The following is a 15,691-nucleotide window of genomic DNA, read 5'->3' on the forward strand; positions in this document are numbered from 1 at the left end:
GCAGATCAGCCGCCAATCGTCTGCAGGTACGCGATCAGGTCTGCGCGTTCCTGAGCCTTTTTAAGACCGGCAAAGCTCATCGAAGTGCCTTGGATATAGCCTTTGGGGTTTGCAATGAACGCATCCAGCTCTTCCGGGGTCCAGTTGCCGCCATGCGACTGCATCGCCGCCGAGTAGCCGAAGCCCGCAGCCGCTGCCACAGGGCGGTCCACGACGCCATACAGGTAAGGACCGGTGCCATTGGCGCCTTCTTCCAGCTTGTGGCAAGCCGAACACTTGCGGAAAACCTTCGCGCCCTTTTCCGGGTCAGCTGCGGCCAGCAGGTCGGCAAAGACCACTTCTTCGCCGTCAGCGCTTTCGCCCGAGCTTTCGGTTTCAATAACATAGGCGGCTTCGCCGTGCCCGCCGACATGGTAGAGAACATCGCCCCCCCATTTTGCCAGGAGGAGTACAAGGAAGGCACCGAACAGGCCGGCTGCGGCCTTGGTAACTGTCATCGTGTCGAACATTGATCGCGAGTCCATTTCAGCTGTCTTCGGGGTGTCTAAGGCTTCCCCTTGCAAGAGGCAAGGTATAGACACCGCGACGAAACGCCCAATTCTGGAACTTGTTGCACGGAATCGACCAAATGACCAAACGCATCGCCTTTCAGGGGGAACCCGGCGCCTACAGTCACGAAGCCTGTCGCAATGCGCGTCCGGATATGGAGGCCCTACCCTGCCGAACGTTCGAGGACGTAATCGAATCGGTGCGCTCGGGCGAGGCCGATCTGGCCATGCTGCCGGTCGAGAACAGCACCTATGGACGGGTGGCCGATATCCACCGCCTTCTCCCGCACAGCGGGCTGCACATCGTGGACGAGGCCTTCGTGCGAGTTCACATCAACTTGCTGGGCGTGCCGGGCGCAAAACTCGAAGATATCACCGAAGCCCATTCGCATCTGGTGCTGTTGCCGCAATGCGCAAACTTTCTGAAGGCCCACGGCATCCGCGGGCGCGTCAGCCCTGACAACGCCCGCGCGGCGCGCGAGGTCTCGGAAGCGGGTGAGAAACATTCGGCGGCCCTGGCCAGCGAACTGGCTGGCGAAATCTATGGCCTTGAACTGCTGGCGCGCCACATCGAAGACAGCGACGACAACACGACCCGCTTTCTGGTGATGTCCCGCGAGGACGACCGCAGCCGCCGTGGCGAGCACGGGATGATCACCAGCTTCGTGTTCCAGGTCCGGAACATTCCGGCGGCGCTGTACAAGGCCATGGGCGGTTTTGCCACCAACGGCATCAACATGACCAAGCTGGAAAGCTACATGGTTGATGGCTCGTTCACGGCGACTCAGTTCTACGCCGACATCGTCGGCCACCCGGAAGACCGCAACGTGCAGCTCGCGATGGATGAACTGCAGCATTTCACCACGAATGTGGAAGTGCTGGGCGTGTACCCCGCTGCTCGACCACGCGGTTAGTCTGCGCCCACGCGCCGGCAGCTTGGGACTGCTCGCCGCCGGTCAAACGCCGGCTCTCAAGCCCCGTGTAGATAGCGTTCTTCCATTTCGCGCGCAAAATCGCTCAGTCGCATCTGGAACTGGCGCCGGAATCTGGCCTTGCCCAGCTTCAACGACTGCAGAAGCAGACGCGCAGGCAAGGTCTTGGCCGCCAGTGACATCTCGATGCTCAGCCGCGTCTGCTTTTGCGACAGCGACAGAAGATCAATCGTGGTCAGGCCGTTCATCCCCTTGCTGGTCGATCGAAACCGCATGGCTGTGGGGCGATCAAACTCGGCCACCTCGATCGCGACGTGGCGTGGCTTGCCACGGATCATGATATCGGCTTCCCAGCACGACCCGACCCAGTGGCCCGGCATTTCGACAGTGCGTCGAACCTCGACACCGCGGCGCATCGCCATGCGCTCGAACCGTTCGAAGTCCGCGACCATGTCGAACACCGCATCGATCGGCGCCTGGATATCTTCGCGTGCTGAAACCTGCATGTCGGCCTTTTCTGCTCAGTCAGGGTGTCAGTGTTTCGTCAGTCCAGCGTATCTGCAAGCCAGTTACGCAAAAGAAAATGCGCGATTGCCCCCTTTCGCGCCGGCAGAAGCTTGGGGTGCTCGCCTGCAAAAGCCTGCATCATCTCGGACTTGGTGACCCACATCGCGTCCTCGATCTCGACCGGGTCGATCGTGATCTCGCGGGACAGCGCCTGCGCTGCACACCCGAACATCAGCGACGACGGAAATGGCCAGGGTTGACTTGCCAGATAGCTGACGTGTCCGACCGGAACGCCGGCCTCCTCCATGACCTCACGCCGCACGGCGGCTTCGAGGGTCTCGCCCGGCTCGACGAAACCGGCCAACAGTGAATACATGCCGTCGGGCCACCCCGGAGATCTGCCCATCAGGACGGAATCGCCATGCGTGACCAACATGATCACCACCGGATCGGTCCGTGGAAAGTGCTGACCGCCACAGGCCGGGCACAGTCGTTGCCACCCCGCCTGTGAAACGTTGGTCGGGTTGCCGCAGCGCGCGCAGAACCTGTGCGTCTCGTGCCAGCCGATCACGGCTTTGGCGGTGGCTGCCAATTCGGCGTCCCGGGCCGACAGCCGGGTCATGATCCGACGAAGCTCGGCGAACACGTGGCCCACGGGCAGCCCCGGATGCTGCTGTTCGGTTCGGTCCACGAACGCTCCAACGCCCGACAGGTCCAACCCGTCGGCAGACCAATTCGAAATGTCCATTGCAAACAGCGGCGCACCCGCATCACTGCGCCCCAGCAAGATCGGTTGGTCAATCGCCCCGCCGGGTCCGTTCGCAACCAGATCGTGGTCTATCGGAACCAAGGCCAACTGGTCCAGCGCTTCGCCCATGACAAGCGGTTTGCCCCGCCACACAAGGATGCACCGCGCCGTGGGTTCGGACCGTGCTGCCTCCAAAGCTCTGCCATCGGTACGGATCTGCGCCGCCCGGTCCAGTCCAGAGCCGCCAAATGTCACGCTTTCCGCCCGTTTCATGCCTGTCCCTTTGGAATTTGCACAAGGGCTGCCACGACTTGGGCACTGGTGCAATGGGAATTCACACTCGCAAAAAGCATCGTTGTCGCAAAGGACGCATGGAAGCCCTGACGATTACCTGTATTCTACCTTTCAGTGAAAACGTATGCACAACAGCACCTAAAAGAAGAAAATTGGCTCTGAAATCCTCCCCGCTTCAGGTACATTCCCACTTAAAAACCGCGCACATCCGGATTCTTGCGACGACCGATCTGCACATGAATCTGACCAGTTTCGACTATTATGCGGACCGGCCGGAACCAAGTGTGGGCTTCACCCGAACCGTCAGCTTGATCCGCTCTGCACGTCAAGAGGCGGAAGAGGCGAATGCAACTGTCCTGCTGTTCGACAACGGAGATTCCCTTCAGGGGACACTTCTGGGTGACTGGGCGGCCGAACAGACCGACGCGACCCACCCCTTGATGTCCGCCTTTGGGCGTTTGGGCTACGACGCAATTGCGCTGGGGAACCACGACTTCGGCTTTGGTCTGCCAACTCTGGGCCGGATCGTTTCTCGGGCACCTTGCCCGGTTTTGTGCAGCAACATGCAGTGTCTAACCGGGGTCGCGCCCTGGCAGAAACAGGCCATCCTGACCCGTAATGTCCACATCAACGGCCAAAGCATTCCTGTCCGAATTGGCGTTTTCTCGATCCTGCCTCCGCAGACGGTGAAGTGGGAAGCACCACAATTGCAAGGCCAGGTCGTAGCCGAGGATGCCGTCGCTACGGCGCGCCGGATGGCCGAGAATTTGCGACGTCAGGGCTGCGATCTGATTGTGGCTCTTGCACATTCCGGCCTAGGCGAGCCCAACGCCGTGCCGATGTCGGAAAATGTGGTCGCACAGCTTTCTGCTCTGGACGGTATTGATGCAATCGTGGCCGGACACACGCATCTGACACTGCCCGACCCAAGCGATGGTAACCCGCAGCAGGCCAGACCCGTGGTCATGCCCGGATCAGCGGGGTCGCATTTGGGGGTGATCGACCTGACGCTTGCTATGAACGCCGCGGGAGAAGCGAGAATTTTTGGTCACAGCGCGCATCTGCGCGCGATCTGCCCGGGCGGGGCTGAAACCGGCGCTTGGGTCGTTCCCGAAGACCCTGAGATGGTCGAACTTTTTGCCGCCGCCCACAAGGCGACCCGCAAAGCCGCTGCCCAGCCGGTGGGCCGGATCAATCGTACCCTGCACAGCTATTTCACCTTTTGCGGGGTGGATCAGGGGCTGAATTTGGTCGCCGCAGCACAGGCGGCAGCCCTGCGACCGGTTCTGGCCGGAACGGCCTTTGAAACCCTCCCAGTTCTGTCCGCAGCCGCACCTTCGAAATTCGGAGGCCGGGCCGGACCACGGCACTACACCGAAGTTCCGGCTGGCGATGTCACCGTACGGCATGTCTCGGACTTGCATGTGTTCCCAAACCAACTGGCCGCCATGCTGCTGGATGGCCGCCAGATCGCCGAATGGCTGGAAATGTCGGCTGCCCAGTTTTCCCAACTTGGCAACAGCGACGAGCAGGTTCTGATCAACCCCGAGGGCACCGGGCACAATTTCGACGTGCTGCATGGGGTGACCTACAGGTTCGATCTGACCCAGCCCGCGCGATATGATATAGGCGGCCAGTTGATCGACACGTCCCATTCCCGCCTGCGCGATCTTGCCTTTCAGGGCCGCCCCGTCGATCCGGATGAACAATTCGTCGTTGCATCAAACAGCTACCGAGCCAATGGCGGCGGCAACTTTCCCGTCCCAGACCCGGCCCGGCTGATCCCGGTGCCGCCGCTGAGCCTCCAGGGAATCTTGCGCGACTACCTGGCGGGACGATTGGGTCCGGATCCGGTGGAAAACACCGCCCAAAGCTTTTCCTTTGTTCCGCAGGCGGGCCGGTCCGTGATTCTGAAGACCGGGCCACGCGCTGCAAACTACCTGCGCGAGCTCGACCACTTTGCAGCCACCACCGACGGGCAGGACGCGCGCGGGTTTCTTAGGGTACGCCTGTCTTTGTGACGGGTTGCCAAGCGGGTGCGTGATGCCTATATCGTCGGTCGAGAGGTTGGCGCGGGCAAGCGCCTCGCCAACCTGGTCAGGTCCGGAAGGAAGCAGCCACAACGAGCCCCGCTTGGGTCGATGTCCAACCTCTCACTTGACGCCGCGCCACGTATTCGGCCCGGTCAATCCAACCTCTGTATTTCGTCGTTGTTCCTGAAAACCGCGCTTGCGGGCGGGTCAGGCGATCAATCGCGGCCAAACGGCACTGCTGCGCCGGGCGAAGGCGCCGATATGACCAATTTCGGACAGTCCGAAATCCCTCGGCTCCAACAAATGCCGACGGGCGGTCGGACCATAGAGTTCAGCCAGCCGCCAGACGGCGGGCGGTGGCACAGTCTGGTCATCCTCGAACGCAATGATATCCGCCGTGGCGTTCGCCCGACTCCAATCCGCTTGGGGAAGCGTGTCTCCCAATTCGGGCAGATAGCTGGTGGGCGATGTACACCACTTGCGCCATTGCCAATAGACGCCCGCCGGCAAATCGGCTCCGAATCCCAGAAGTTTCCCCGGCAGGTACCCCAGAAGACGCACCAGAGGTGGCACGTGGCCATACCAGAACAAAGTCGCCAAGCCCTTGTAGGGCCACGGGTGATCGGCCACCGTCACCAAACCTGCGCACACACAGATCATCCGGTCGATCTGTTCGATTTCCGGTTGCAACGGACCCAGCATTCCACCGACCGAATGCCCGATCACCCACAGTTTTGCCTGCGGGTATCGACGGCGCATCTCGGCACGCGCTGCGGGCATGTCGATCAGCGCCCAGTCCGCCATCGTGGCCTTCGAGTCTTTCAGCCGCCCGGTCAGCGAATGCTCGAAATCCCGGTAATCATATGTCAGGCAAGCCATACCGCGCTCGGCGGCCAGCCAGCGAGCAAAGTGCTGATAGTAGTCACGTGGCACTCCTGTTGCGCCGTTCAGCACAACAACGGTTTGCGGCTCGACCGCCGGAGTGTAAAGCCGCGCCGCCAGCTGGGTCTGGCCCGACGGAAACTTAAAGTCTTCCACGTCAACCGCGTGCTGCGAATCCAACATCTTTGCCTCCAAACACTCTGGACCGATCGGTCTAATACTTTGTGTCTGGACCAATTGGTCTAGGCCTGTCAATATTTGGCCTGCATGACCCAACGTCCACCAAACACCAAAGATCGCCTGATCGTGACTGCCGCCCGACTGTTCCAGCGCTCGGGCTATAACGGTGTCGGTCTGGCGGAATTGCTGGCCGAAGCGCAAGCCCCCAAGGGTTCGCTTTATCACCATTTTCCAAAGGGCAAGCCGGATCTGGCCCTGGCGGCGGCCAGTTGGGCCTCGGACGGGATGTTGAGCATGATTGCTGCGGCATTCGACGACGCCGCGGATTTTCGCGACGGGGTCACCACCCTGTGCCACAAGATCGCGAAGCTGTTCGACACCTCGGCCCAATGGGAGACCTGCCCGATCGCCGCCACCCTGTTCGAAAGCCCCGACAACCGCGCGTTTCGGGAACATGCCGACCGTCTGTATGAAAGCTGGATCATCGAAGTTCGAAACCACGCCGCGCGGTTCGGAGTTTCCGACCCTGAAAATGCTGCGGACACCCTGTTCATCGTGATGCAAGGCGGCTGGCAATTGGCCCGTGCCCGCAGGGATTCGAATGTGCTGCGCAGACTGCCTGATCTGTTCCCTTGGGACTCACTCCGGCAACCGGGCTGAAACCGTCTTGACTCGATCCCGGATACACCGCTAGCGATGAGGGGATGGTTCCCGTGCCGTTTCGGTCCGGGATGAAAAGGGAACACGGTGCGGTCCAACCCGGAACTCCGGAGCGGACCAAGGCCGCGACTGCCCCCGCAACTGTAGGCGGAGAGCGATGCCTAAATACCACTGACCGCAAGGTTGGGAAGGTCGGCAAAGCAAAGACCCGCAAGTCAGGAGACCTGCCATCAAACGTGAAACCGAAACTCGGACGGGGTGTCCGGGCAGGGTCTGGCCTTGAAACCGGCGTCTGTCCAAATCCACCTCGCCCAGCGCGCGGAGGGCGCAACATGATTTGGAAGACCGATACCCATGAATTCGCGGCAACCATCTGCCAGCGCACCGGAAAGACCTGCCCGGCATTGGCGCGCATGGCACGGGCCATCGCGCAGGCAATGGCGACGGCGCAGGCCGCTACATCCCCCGACTTCCAAGTGGAAGGCAGTAGCGAACTGGCCCATTGCGAACATGGCTGCACGGCGCGGTTCGATGCACGTCCCGAACGGATCCGCGTGTATTGCGGAGCGGCCGCCGACACACCGTCCGACTGCCTTGATACCTACGCCGACATGCTGTTTGACGACCAGAGCGACGCCCTGCCTGCGCAGGTCATCAGTGATCGACCCTGTGCGATGCTGCAGGCCACGGCGATCATGCCCGTGGTCAGGGCCGAGCGCGAGTTCCGCGCAACCGCCTGAATGTCAGGTCGCCAGTGCCTCGCGCGCTGGGGCGACGGCCCAGTCCATCTGAGCATCAGTCTCAACCGCGCAGGGGCGTACGGCCCGCAGGCGTTTCAGGGCCTGTTCCGGCTGCTCGCCGCTCTCGATCATCAAGCGCAGAACAACCATGCCTGACCGCCCACAACCGCCCCGGCAGTGGACCAGTACCCGCCCGCCGCCCGACAGCGCATGGCGGGCGGCGGCGCTGACTTCGGGCCATCGGCCGGATATCTCGGTCGACGGCGCCGAGAAGTCGGCGACCGGAAGATGCGCCCACCGACAGGCGCGCCGATGAATGTCACAGCCCAATTCGCCCGCACCCACGGCAACCAGTTCGGCAAGGGTTGTCATCGAAATCACCAGCCCCGGCGCCCAGGCTGAAATCAGGTCCAGGTCTCCCTCATAGTCGCCGCCACCGCCGGGAACCGAGGTCAGGGCCAGCGTACCGCCGCCCACCTGCAATGCATGAACCACAAGATTTGTCATCAGACGTTCCCCCCGAAACTGGCTGATTGAACTTGATCCGCGCAGTATGCCTCACACCGCGCGCTCGCCAAAGCGAAAAACCTGCACCGGCGCTGTGGACGCGGGGCACCGGGAACTCTACCCTGCATCGTCAGTACGAATCCGTCAGAGCAGACATGACCACACAGTCCAGCCCCGCCTATCAGGTTCTCGCCCGAAAATACCGCCCGGAAACCTTTGCCGATCTGGTCGGTCAGGATGCCATGGTGCGCACGCTGAAAAACGCGTTCGAGGCGGACCGGATCGCGCAGGCCTTCATCATGACCGGCATCCGCGGTACCGGCAAGACGACCACGGCCCGGATCATCGCCAAGGGCATGAACTGCATCGGCCCCGACGGCAATGGCGGCCCAACGACCGAACCCTGCGGCCAGTGCGAGCATTGCGTGGCCATCATGGAAGGTCGCCATGTGGACGTGCTGGAAATGGACGCCGCCAGCCGCACCGGCGTGGGCGACATCCGCGAGATCATCGACAGCGTGCGCTATCGCGCCGCCAGCGCGCGGTACAAGATCTACATCATCGACGAAGTCCACATGCTGTCGACCAGCGCGTTCAACGCGCTGCTGAAAACGCTGGAGGAACCGCCCGAGCATGTGAAGTTCATCTTTGCAACGACCGAGATCCGCAAGGTGCCGGTCACCGTGCTGTCGCGCTGCCAACGATTTGACCTGCGCCGGATCGAACCCGAAGTGATGATCGGCCTGCTGCGCAAGATCGCCACCGCCGAGGGCGCGGAAATCTCGGATGACGCGCTGGCACTGATCACCCGCGCCGCCGAAGGCTCGGCCCGGGATGCGACCTCGCTGCTGGATCAGGCAATCAGCCATGGTGCCGGCGAAACCACCGCCGACCAGGTGCGCGCGATGCTGGGACTGGCCGACCGGGGCCGCGTGCTGGACCTGATGGACATGATCCTGCGCGGCGATGCGGCCGGGGCCCTGACCGAACTGGGCGCGCAATATGCCGAGGGCGCCGACCCGCTGGCAGTGCTGCGCGATCTGGCCGAAATCACGCATTGGGTCTCGGTGGTGAAGATCACCCCCGACGCAGTCGAAGATCCCACCGTCTCGCCCGATGAACGCACCCGCGGCCAGCAGATGGCCGAGGCGCTGCCGATGCGGGCGCTGACCCGGATGTGGCAGATGCTGCTGAAGGCACTAGAGGAAGTCTCGGCCGCCCCCAACGCCATGATGGCCGCGGAAATGGCGGTGATCCGCCTGACCCATGTGGCCGATCTGCCCAGCCCGGAAGAGTTGATCAAACGCCTTCAGGACAGCCCTCCGCCGCCCGTCGGCGGGCCGGGGGGCGGCGTTCCGGTTGCCGGCAACACCGCCCCGCCCGTGACCGCGACGGCCTCGGCCCATGCGCCCACCCCGCGCGGTGTGGGCGGCGCGCCCACGGCGGCGTTGGCCCAAGACGTGCAGACCGCGCTGGCGCGTTATCCAACGTTTGAGCATGTGGTCGAGCTGATCCGCTCCAACCGTGACGTGAAGCTGCTGGTCGAGGTCGAGAACGGCGTCCGCCTCGTCTCGTACCAGCCGGGCCGGATCGAGTTCACGCCCACCGAAAAGGCGCCCACCGACCTGGCCGCGCGGCTCGGGTCCGCGCTGCAGCGCTGGACCGGCAATCGCTGGGCGGTCTCGATCGTCTCGGACGGTGACGCGCCCACCATCGCCGAACTGCGCGACGCGGCCGAGCTGGCGCTGAAGGCCAAGGCCGAAGAACACCCTTTGGTTCAGGCGGTTCTGACACAGTTCCCCATGGCCCGCATCACCCGGATTGAAACACCCGAGGACCGTGCGGCCAAAGTCGAAACCGAAGCCCTGCCCGAGGTCGAGGACGAGTGGGATCCGTTCGAGGAAGACTGATCATCCGCGCAGAAGGCGCGCTGCCCTTGTGAAGGACGCAGACGGCCCGTATTTAGGCCGCAAATCGAATGACAGGAGACATACAGATGCTCAAAGGACTCGGCGGTCTGGGCGACATGGCCAAGATGATGAAATCCGCGCAGGAACTGCAGACCAAGATGGCGCAGATGCAGGAAGAGCTGAACACCATCATGGTCGTCGGCGAATCCGGCGCGGGTCTGGTCAAGGCCACGGCCTCGGCCAAGGGCGAGCTGAAAGGTCTGGACATCGACCCCTCGATCTTCAACAGCGACGACAAGGAAGTGGTCGAGGACCTGATCCTGGCCGCCATCAAGGATGCGCAGACCAAGGCAGCCGAGCGGTCGCAGGAAGAAATGGCCAAGCTGACCGAAAGCATGGGTCTGCCGGCGGACATCAAGCTGCCGTTCTGATCTTTGCCCCTCAAACCCCCGCCGCCAAAGCCACGCAGGACAGGCCATGAGTTCGAACAGTGACATCGACGCCCTGATCGACCTTATGGCCAAATTGCCGGGGCTGGGGCCGCGCTCGGCCCGGCGGGCGGTGCTGCACCTGATCCGCAAACGCGCCCTGCTGCTGACGCCGTTGTCGGACGCCATGCAGCAGGTCTCCGCCACCGCACGCGAATGCCTGAACTGCGGCAACGTGGGCACCACCGACATCTGCGACATCTGCAATTCCGAAGACCGCGCCACCGGTGAGCTGTGCGTGGTCGAGGACGTGGCCGACTTGTGGGCGATGGAACGCGCGGGCGTGTTCAAAGGCCGCTACCACGTGCTGGGCGGAACGCTCTCGGCGCTGGACGGCGTCGGCCCGGATGACCTGCGCATCCCCCGGCTGCGCGACCGGGTGACCGCCGAAAACATCACCGAGGTGATCCTGGCCCTGAACGCCACCGTCGACGGCCAGACCACGGCCCATTACATCGCCGACCAGCTGGAAGGGCGGGTCCGCCTGACCTCGCTGGCGCAGGGCGTGCCGATCGGGGGCGAACTGGACTATCTGGATGACGGGACGATCACCGCAGCGCTGCGGGCGCGTAAAGAACTGTAGCCGCCGCGTGCTGCCTGCAAGCAGCAGGCTCTCGCCCCCTCTCGATTGCAAGGAACCACTTGACCCATCCGTCAGGTGTAGGCACCCGACGAGTAGGTCAATTCATAGGAATGGCTGTAGATCTCGAAGACGATCCCGAACGGATCCTCGACATAGACCATGCGGTAGGGTTTCTCGCCGGGGTAGTAGTATCGGATAGGCATGCGTTGCTTCCCGCCGGCCGCCACGATTTTTTCCACCAAGCCTTCGACATCAGGATCTTGGACGCAGAAATGGAACGTCCCGTTCCTGCGAAAGTCGATGTTGTTTTCCGGCGCGTAGTTTCCATCAAACTCAAAAAGCTCGATCCCGATACGATCGGCGGTCGCCAGATGCGCGATACGCAGTTTTTTCCAGTTCGGGCCAAACACGTCCGTGCACATCACGCCGATGTCCGTGTCATCCTCGACCACGTCGGTTGGCGGCATGATCACGTAAAATCCCAAAACCTCGGAATAGAATTTCACGGCTTCGTCCACGTTCGGGACGGACAACCCGATGTGAGAGAATGTTCTTGGATGTTGAGGCATGGCTTGCTCCTTGGTCTGTTTGGCAAGACGTATTTTGCGACGTCCTGGTTTCAAGCGCCCGCCTCACAAGGCAAAGCCGTGTTGTTCCATGCACATAGATCATCATGCACTGCTGCCGATGCCTAGAATGATCTTTCCGTCGACCCCGCACCGTGTACTATGCCCTAGCCTGACCCATTTGATATCGGAACCCGCCATGAAACGCCTTCTCGCCCTGACCTTCGCCGCCGTCACCGCCACTTCCGCGTGGTCACAGCAACTGGTCGACAAGGGGTTCGTCGAAGGGTGGAACATCATGATGGACCCCAATCTGGGCAACGGGTGCCTGATCCAGACGGTGTATCAGGACCTGTCCGTGGTGCGCCTGGGCTATGATGCTCTGGACAATCGGGGCTATTTCACCGTTTTCCACAAGGGGTGGGGCAACATCGAGCCCGGCAAATCCTATCCGATCCGGTTCGAGCTGGACGGCAAGAGCTTTGACGCCACAGCCATCGGGTTCAAGCAGGATCGGGTGCCCGGTGCGACCGTGTTCTTCACCGACCGGAACTTTGTTGCGGCCATCGCCCAGAACAAGACGATGACGATCTACAACCCCGCGGGCGAGCGGGTTTTGGCGATCGATCTGAAAGGCACCGCCAAGGCATTGGACTATGCGCGGGACTGCCAGAACAAGAAGCTCTAGCGAATCGGATCGAACAACGCATCCGAAGCGGTGCAATCACGGACCGCGTCCCGCCCACAGGGCACCGGGTCCAGATCACGTGACAGACAGACGCGCACTTCTTCGATGTAACCATGCTTGCAAGTGACGGTGATCATGTCCGGCTCGAGCCCCGGATTGGCGTCGAGGAAGGCATCCTCGACCACGCGCGCCGGCAGTTTCACGGCTTTGTCCAACTTGCGAAACACCGGCGGTCGGGTGATGCGGTCATAGGCTTGCCGGGACAACGCGTAGTAGTCCGCTGCGGACAGGCCCGAACAGGTGCCGTGTTTCTTCCACTGGTGCCAGGCCAGACCCGAACTGCCTTGAATATCTTCCATCTGTCGGGTCATTGCACGGGACGGCGGAGCCTTGGCTGTCGGGCAATAGGACGGCCAGCTCTGGTGGTATTGCGGCCACAACCCGTGCAGGATCCAGCCGTGATCGTGGCGCGCATCGCATTGGTCGGATCCGCGCGCGTCGCCTTCGCGGGCGCACCAGTTGGGCGACCAGCTCAGCGACAGGACGTAATAGTCGAACTCGCCTGACTTCTCGCCATCGGCCAGCGCGGCCATCGCGCCGAAAATCCACACCAGCAGCCCCAATAACGCCCAGCGCATTCGCCTCTTCCCTTCTTGCATCTGCACGACTATATACGGGCCAAGTTCCCCGACAACGGAAACCTGCCCCAAGACCACGGGGCCGCCGAATTCCGGCGACGGGACAGATGTATTCAAAGGAGACGGGCTGATGGCAAAACCCCTGATGGCCAAGGCAACCGCCGTTTGGCTGGTGGACAATACCACGATCAGCTTCAAGCAGATCGCGGATTTCGTGGGCATGCACGAGTTGGAAGTGCAAGGCATCGCTGATGGCGATGTGGCGGCAGGCGTCAAAGGGTTCGACCCGATCGCCAACAACCAGCTGACACAGGAAGAGATCGACAAGGCCGAGAAAGATCCGCTGCACAAGCTGAAGCTCAAGTTCAACCCGGCCGCCGCCGGCGAGGAAAAGCGCCGCGGTCCGCGCTACACGCCGCTGTCCAAGCGCCAGGACCGCCCGAACTCGATCCTGTGGCTGGTCAAGTTCCACCCGGAGCTGAGCGATGGCCAGATCGCCAAACTGGTTGGCACCACCAAGCCCACGATCCAGTCGATCCGCGAGCGCACCCACTGGAACATCGCCAACATGCAGCCGATCGACCCGGTCGCGCTGGGCCTGTGCAAACAGTCCGAACTGGATGCCGCCGTCCAGAAAGCCGCCGCCAAGAAGGCCGCGGAAGGTGGCGTCATGAGCGATGACGAGCGCCGCAAGCTGGTCTCGACCGAACAGTCGCTGGAAATGGATGCCGCTCCCAAGATCCCCACGGCGATCGAGGGGCTGGAAACCTTCTCGCTGTCCGATGACGGCGACGAGGAAAAAGAAGACGAAGCAGTGGTGGATGCCGACAGCTTCTTCAACCTGCCCAAGGGCGGCGCCGAAGAAGACGACGAGGACGATCTGCGCAACTGACACTGTGCTGGCCCCGGTCCGATGGACCGGGGCCTTTTTGGAACTGGACCATGCTGAACATTCTATCGTCTATCTTCGGGCCGCACCGGGCGGTTTCGATTTACGCTTTCGCAAAAACCAAGGGACTGGCCATTCTGGGCGGCGTGGCCGTTATCGCCGTAGCTGCCGGTCTGCTGCTGTTCAGCGGCGATGGGAAACACGAACACGAAGCGTATATGACCGTTCCTGTACTGTCGGCTACGCCAATCAATGGTGATCTCAAGAACGGGGTCATCGCGTCGGTTCGATTGCCGGACGGATCGGCAACTTCAATCACCGCGACCGAGGCGCCGATCGCGCGCAGTGTCGGAACCACGGCCTGTGTGGAAAAACGGGTTTTCGTGGACAGCGGCGAACCGCGCTATCGGTTCAAATTGCCAAGCAACTGCGGCGCAAGCTGATATGCAGAACCGCCCGGAGAATACTCCGGGCGGTTTTCTTCTTACAAAAGCTGGAACAGGATCCCGGCTGCAATGGCTCCGCTGATCCCAAGCCCGATATAGGCTGCGAACACACGGGGTTTGACCAGAGACCAGACAGCCGCCATGGCCGGAATGGAACTGACGGCCCCGGCGATCATGAAGGACATCGCCGCGCCCGCGCTCATCCCCTGCTCCATCAGGCCGGCCAGAAGCGGCGGCGCGACGTACGAGTTCAGGTAGGCCGGCATCCCGACAAAGGCGGCGATCACGATCGGCACCGCACCGTCGCCACCAACCAGCCGCGCGATCAGATCAGCCGGAACATAGCTGACAAGCAGCGCCTCGAGCACATAGGCCAGAGCGAGCCACTTCAGCAGGAACAGGCCGTTCTGCACGAATTCCCGACGGAACCGGACGCGGCGTTCGGGCTCTTGCCAAAAGCGCCAAAGCAGCGTGTCTTTCTTCGGACCGCAGCCACAGCATCCGGCCGGTTCATAGTGGCGCAGAGGTTGGGCAAAGGCACCCTGACGCATGAGAAAACGCACCGCGAACCCGCCGAACAATCCCAGTGCAACGGCGGCAACGGCTTTGCCGATCGCAAACGGCCAGCCCAAAGCGCCCGCCGTGATCAAAAGCGTGGGCGGGTCAATCAACGGCGAGCTCAGCCAGAAGGCCATGACCGCCGACAAGGGCGCACCCAATGCAAGCAGGCCTGCGATGAACGGGATCACCTCGCAGGAGCAGAACGGAGCCAACCCGCCAAACAAAGCGGCCAGCAGGATCATCCGGGTTTCGCGGCCCTCGAAGGCCCGGGCAACCATAGTCTCGGCCCCGCTGGCCTTGAGGTAGGACAGCAACAGCACTGCAAACAGGATGTACTGACCGGTGTGCACCAGAGCCTTGGCTGCAAAAGTCGTGACGTTCACCCAATTGCCTGGGTCCAGAATGGCCACAAGCACAAGGATCGCCACGATCAGGGCCCAGGGTGTCTTCAGCAGACCGGACAGGGTTTGACCAACGGCCTTCGGGGATTGGGTCAATTCAGCCATCGTTTGCGACCTTTCTGGATTCATCCGCGCAGCATTCGCTGAGGATGAACTGCGCCAGTGATCTCAATTCATCGAAACATGCTCGGTTGATTGTGGTCCGCCCGGATTTCTCCTGCTCGACCACGCCGCCTGCCGCCAGGAATCGCAGGTGATGAGCCAGGGTGGACGGTGCCATCCCAGTCCGACTTTGGATCTCTCCGACCGTCAGACCAGCCTGTCCGGCCCGCACAAGGGTCTTGAGCACCTGCAATCGCGCCTCGGACCCCATCGCCGAAAACCCTGCAGCAGCTTTTTCCCACATTTGGTTATCTCCCATTAAACTAGATTTCTAGTTTTTTAGTTTTTTAGTGATGAGCAAAGCTCGTGTCAACCGTATGGGTAAATT

Annotated in this window: 19 protein-coding genes, 1 other RNA gene and 1 riboswitch; of the genes, 11 read left to right on the forward strand and 9 right to left on the reverse strand. The window is 61.9% G+C overall.

Features of this window, described 5'->3' with window-relative positions; genetic code table 11:
* Positions 1–5: 5 nt before the first annotated feature.
* Complete coding sequence (locus tag ACR0NB_RS10735) at positions 6–509, reverse strand: c-type cytochrome (RefSeq protein ID WP_170341467.1); 504 nt, start codon at positions 507–509, stop codon at positions 6–8.
* A 119-nt stretch (positions 510–628) separates the two neighbouring features.
* On the opposite strand from ACR0NB_RS10735, the gene ACR0NB_RS10740 reads away from it, so the two are divergent.
* A complete protein-coding gene (locus ACR0NB_RS10740) occupies positions 629–1,462 on the forward strand; it encodes a prephenate dehydratase (protein WP_170360906.1) in 834 nt (277 codons plus the stop codon).
* Positions 1,463–1,518: 56 nt separating this feature from the next.
* On the opposite strand, the gene ACR0NB_RS10745 is transcribed toward ACR0NB_RS10740, so the two are convergent.
* Both ACR0NB_RS10745 and nudC read right to left on the reverse strand, forming a co-directional pair.
* Positions 1,519–1,986, reverse strand: coding sequence for an SRPBCC family protein (locus ACR0NB_RS10745; RefSeq protein WP_170360904.1), 468 nt, complete (start codon positions 1,984–1,986; stop codon positions 1,519–1,521).
* Positions 1,987–2,024: 38 nt separating this feature from the next.
* On the reverse strand, positions 2,025–3,008 hold the full coding sequence (gene nudC, locus ACR0NB_RS10750) for an NAD(+) diphosphatase (RefSeq protein ID WP_480775652.1): 984 nt from the start codon (positions 3,006–3,008) through the stop codon (positions 2,025–2,027).
* Between the two features lie 173 nt (positions 3,009–3,181).
* Here nudC and ACR0NB_RS10755 point away from each other — a divergent pair, with 173 nt between their 5' ends.
* On the forward strand, positions 3,182–5,050 hold the full coding sequence (locus ACR0NB_RS10755; RefSeq protein WP_480775653.1) for a bifunctional 2',3'-cyclic-nucleotide 2'-phosphodiesterase/3'-nucleotidase: 1,869 nt from the start codon (positions 3,182–3,184) through the stop codon (positions 5,048–5,050).
* A 39-nt stretch (positions 5,051–5,089) separates the two neighbouring features.
* Positions 5,090–5,188: signal recognition particle sRNA small type (gene ffs, locus ACR0NB_RS10760), an RNA gene on the forward strand.
* An 81-nt stretch (positions 5,189–5,269) separates the two neighbouring features.
* On the opposite strand, the gene ACR0NB_RS10765 is transcribed toward ffs, so the two are convergent.
* Positions 5,270–6,127 (reverse strand): alpha/beta hydrolase family protein, encoded by an 858-nt coding sequence (locus ACR0NB_RS10765; RefSeq protein ID WP_170341395.1) that lies wholly within the window; start codon positions 6,125–6,127, stop codon positions 5,270–5,272.
* Between the two features lie 84 nt (positions 6,128–6,211).
* On the opposite strand from ACR0NB_RS10765, the gene ACR0NB_RS10770 reads away from it, so the two are divergent.
* Complete coding sequence (locus tag ACR0NB_RS10770; RefSeq protein ID WP_170364992.1) at positions 6,212–6,784, forward strand: TetR/AcrR family transcriptional regulator; 573 nt, start codon at positions 6,212–6,214, stop codon at positions 6,782–6,784.
* Positions 6,785–6,812: 28 nt separating this feature from the next.
* A riboswitch (cobalamin riboswitch) is annotated at positions 6,813–7,030 on the forward strand.
* A gap of 86 nt (positions 7,031–7,116) precedes the next feature.
* Positions 7,117–7,524 carry a hypothetical protein gene (locus tag ACR0NB_RS10775; RefSeq protein ID WP_170341391.1) on the forward strand — a complete coding sequence of 136 codons (408 nt, stop codon included), beginning with the start codon at positions 7,117–7,119 and terminating at the stop codon, positions 7,522–7,524.
* Between the two features lie 3 nt (positions 7,525–7,527).
* Here the strand turns inward: ACR0NB_RS10775 and ACR0NB_RS10780 are convergent, their stop codons facing one another.
* Complete coding sequence (locus ACR0NB_RS10780; protein ID WP_170420055.1) at positions 7,528–8,031, reverse strand: protein-tyrosine phosphatase family protein; 504 nt, start codon at positions 8,029–8,031, stop codon at positions 7,528–7,530.
* A 155-nt stretch (positions 8,032–8,186) separates the two neighbouring features.
* On the opposite strand from ACR0NB_RS10780, the gene ACR0NB_RS10785 reads away from it, so the two are divergent.
* From ACR0NB_RS10785 to recR, 3 genes are all read left to right on the forward strand, one after another.
* Complete coding sequence (locus tag ACR0NB_RS10785) at positions 8,187–9,941, forward strand: DNA polymerase III subunit gamma/tau (protein ID WP_480775654.1); 1,755 nt, start codon at positions 8,187–8,189, stop codon at positions 9,939–9,941.
* Between the two features lie 86 nt (positions 9,942–10,027).
* Positions 10,028–10,372: a YbaB/EbfC family nucleoid-associated protein gene (locus tag ACR0NB_RS10790; protein ID WP_005980576.1), complete on the forward strand. Its 345-nt coding sequence runs from the start codon at positions 10,028–10,030 to the stop codon at positions 10,370–10,372.
* 46 nt (positions 10,373–10,418) lie between these two features.
* The gene (gene recR / locus ACR0NB_RS10795; RefSeq protein WP_480775655.1) at positions 10,419–11,012 is read left to right on the forward strand and encodes a recombination mediator RecR; all 594 of its coding nucleotides are present in this window, start codon (positions 10,419–10,421) and stop codon (positions 11,010–11,012) included.
* 71 nt (positions 11,013–11,083) lie between these two features.
* On the opposite strand, the gene ACR0NB_RS10800 is transcribed toward recR, so the two are convergent.
* Complete coding sequence (locus ACR0NB_RS10800) at positions 11,084–11,581, reverse strand: lactoylglutathione lyase family protein (RefSeq protein ID WP_093964418.1); 498 nt, start codon at positions 11,579–11,581, stop codon at positions 11,084–11,086.
* A 196-nt stretch (positions 11,582–11,777) separates the two neighbouring features.
* On the opposite strand from ACR0NB_RS10800, the gene ACR0NB_RS10805 reads away from it, so the two are divergent.
* Positions 11,778–12,266: a hypothetical protein gene (locus tag ACR0NB_RS10805; protein ID WP_480775656.1), complete on the forward strand. Its 489-nt coding sequence runs from the start codon at positions 11,778–11,780 to the stop codon at positions 12,264–12,266.
* Here the strand turns inward: ACR0NB_RS10805 and ACR0NB_RS10810 are convergent.
* Positions 12,263–12,904, reverse strand: coding sequence for a ribonuclease T2 family protein (locus ACR0NB_RS10810; protein WP_480775657.1), 642 nt, complete (start codon positions 12,902–12,904; stop codon positions 12,263–12,265). The two genes, ACR0NB_RS10805 and ACR0NB_RS10810, sit on opposite strands and share 4 nt — an antisense overlap.
* Positions 12,905–13,034: 130 nt before the next feature.
* Here ACR0NB_RS10810 and ACR0NB_RS10815 point away from each other — a divergent pair, with 130 nt between their 5' ends.
* Positions 13,035–13,796, forward strand: a complete 762-nt coding sequence (locus ACR0NB_RS10815) for a DUF1013 domain-containing protein (protein WP_170342353.1) — start codon at positions 13,035–13,037, stop codon at positions 13,794–13,796.
* Positions 13,797–13,846: 50 nt separating this feature from the next.
* Positions 13,847–14,236 carry a hypothetical protein gene (locus ACR0NB_RS10820; protein WP_170341377.1) on the forward strand — a complete coding sequence of 130 codons (390 nt, stop codon included), beginning with the start codon at positions 13,847–13,849 and terminating at the stop codon, positions 14,234–14,236.
* A gap of 41 nt (positions 14,237–14,277) precedes the next feature.
* Here the strand turns inward: ACR0NB_RS10820 and ACR0NB_RS10825 are convergent, their stop codons facing one another.
* Positions 14,278–15,306, reverse strand: a complete 1,029-nt coding sequence (locus tag ACR0NB_RS10825) for a permease (RefSeq protein WP_480643007.1) — start codon at positions 15,304–15,306, stop codon at positions 14,278–14,280.
* The gene (locus ACR0NB_RS10830; protein WP_093964304.1) at positions 15,299–15,607 is read right to left on the reverse strand and encodes an ArsR/SmtB family transcription factor; all 309 of its coding nucleotides are present in this window, start codon (positions 15,605–15,607) and stop codon (positions 15,299–15,301) included. Before ACR0NB_RS10830 ends, ACR0NB_RS10825 begins: the two co-directional genes overlap by 8 nt.
* Positions 15,608–15,691: the final 84 nt, after the last annotated feature.

It is taken from the genome of Ruegeria sp. CG3, from assembly GCF_056537205.1.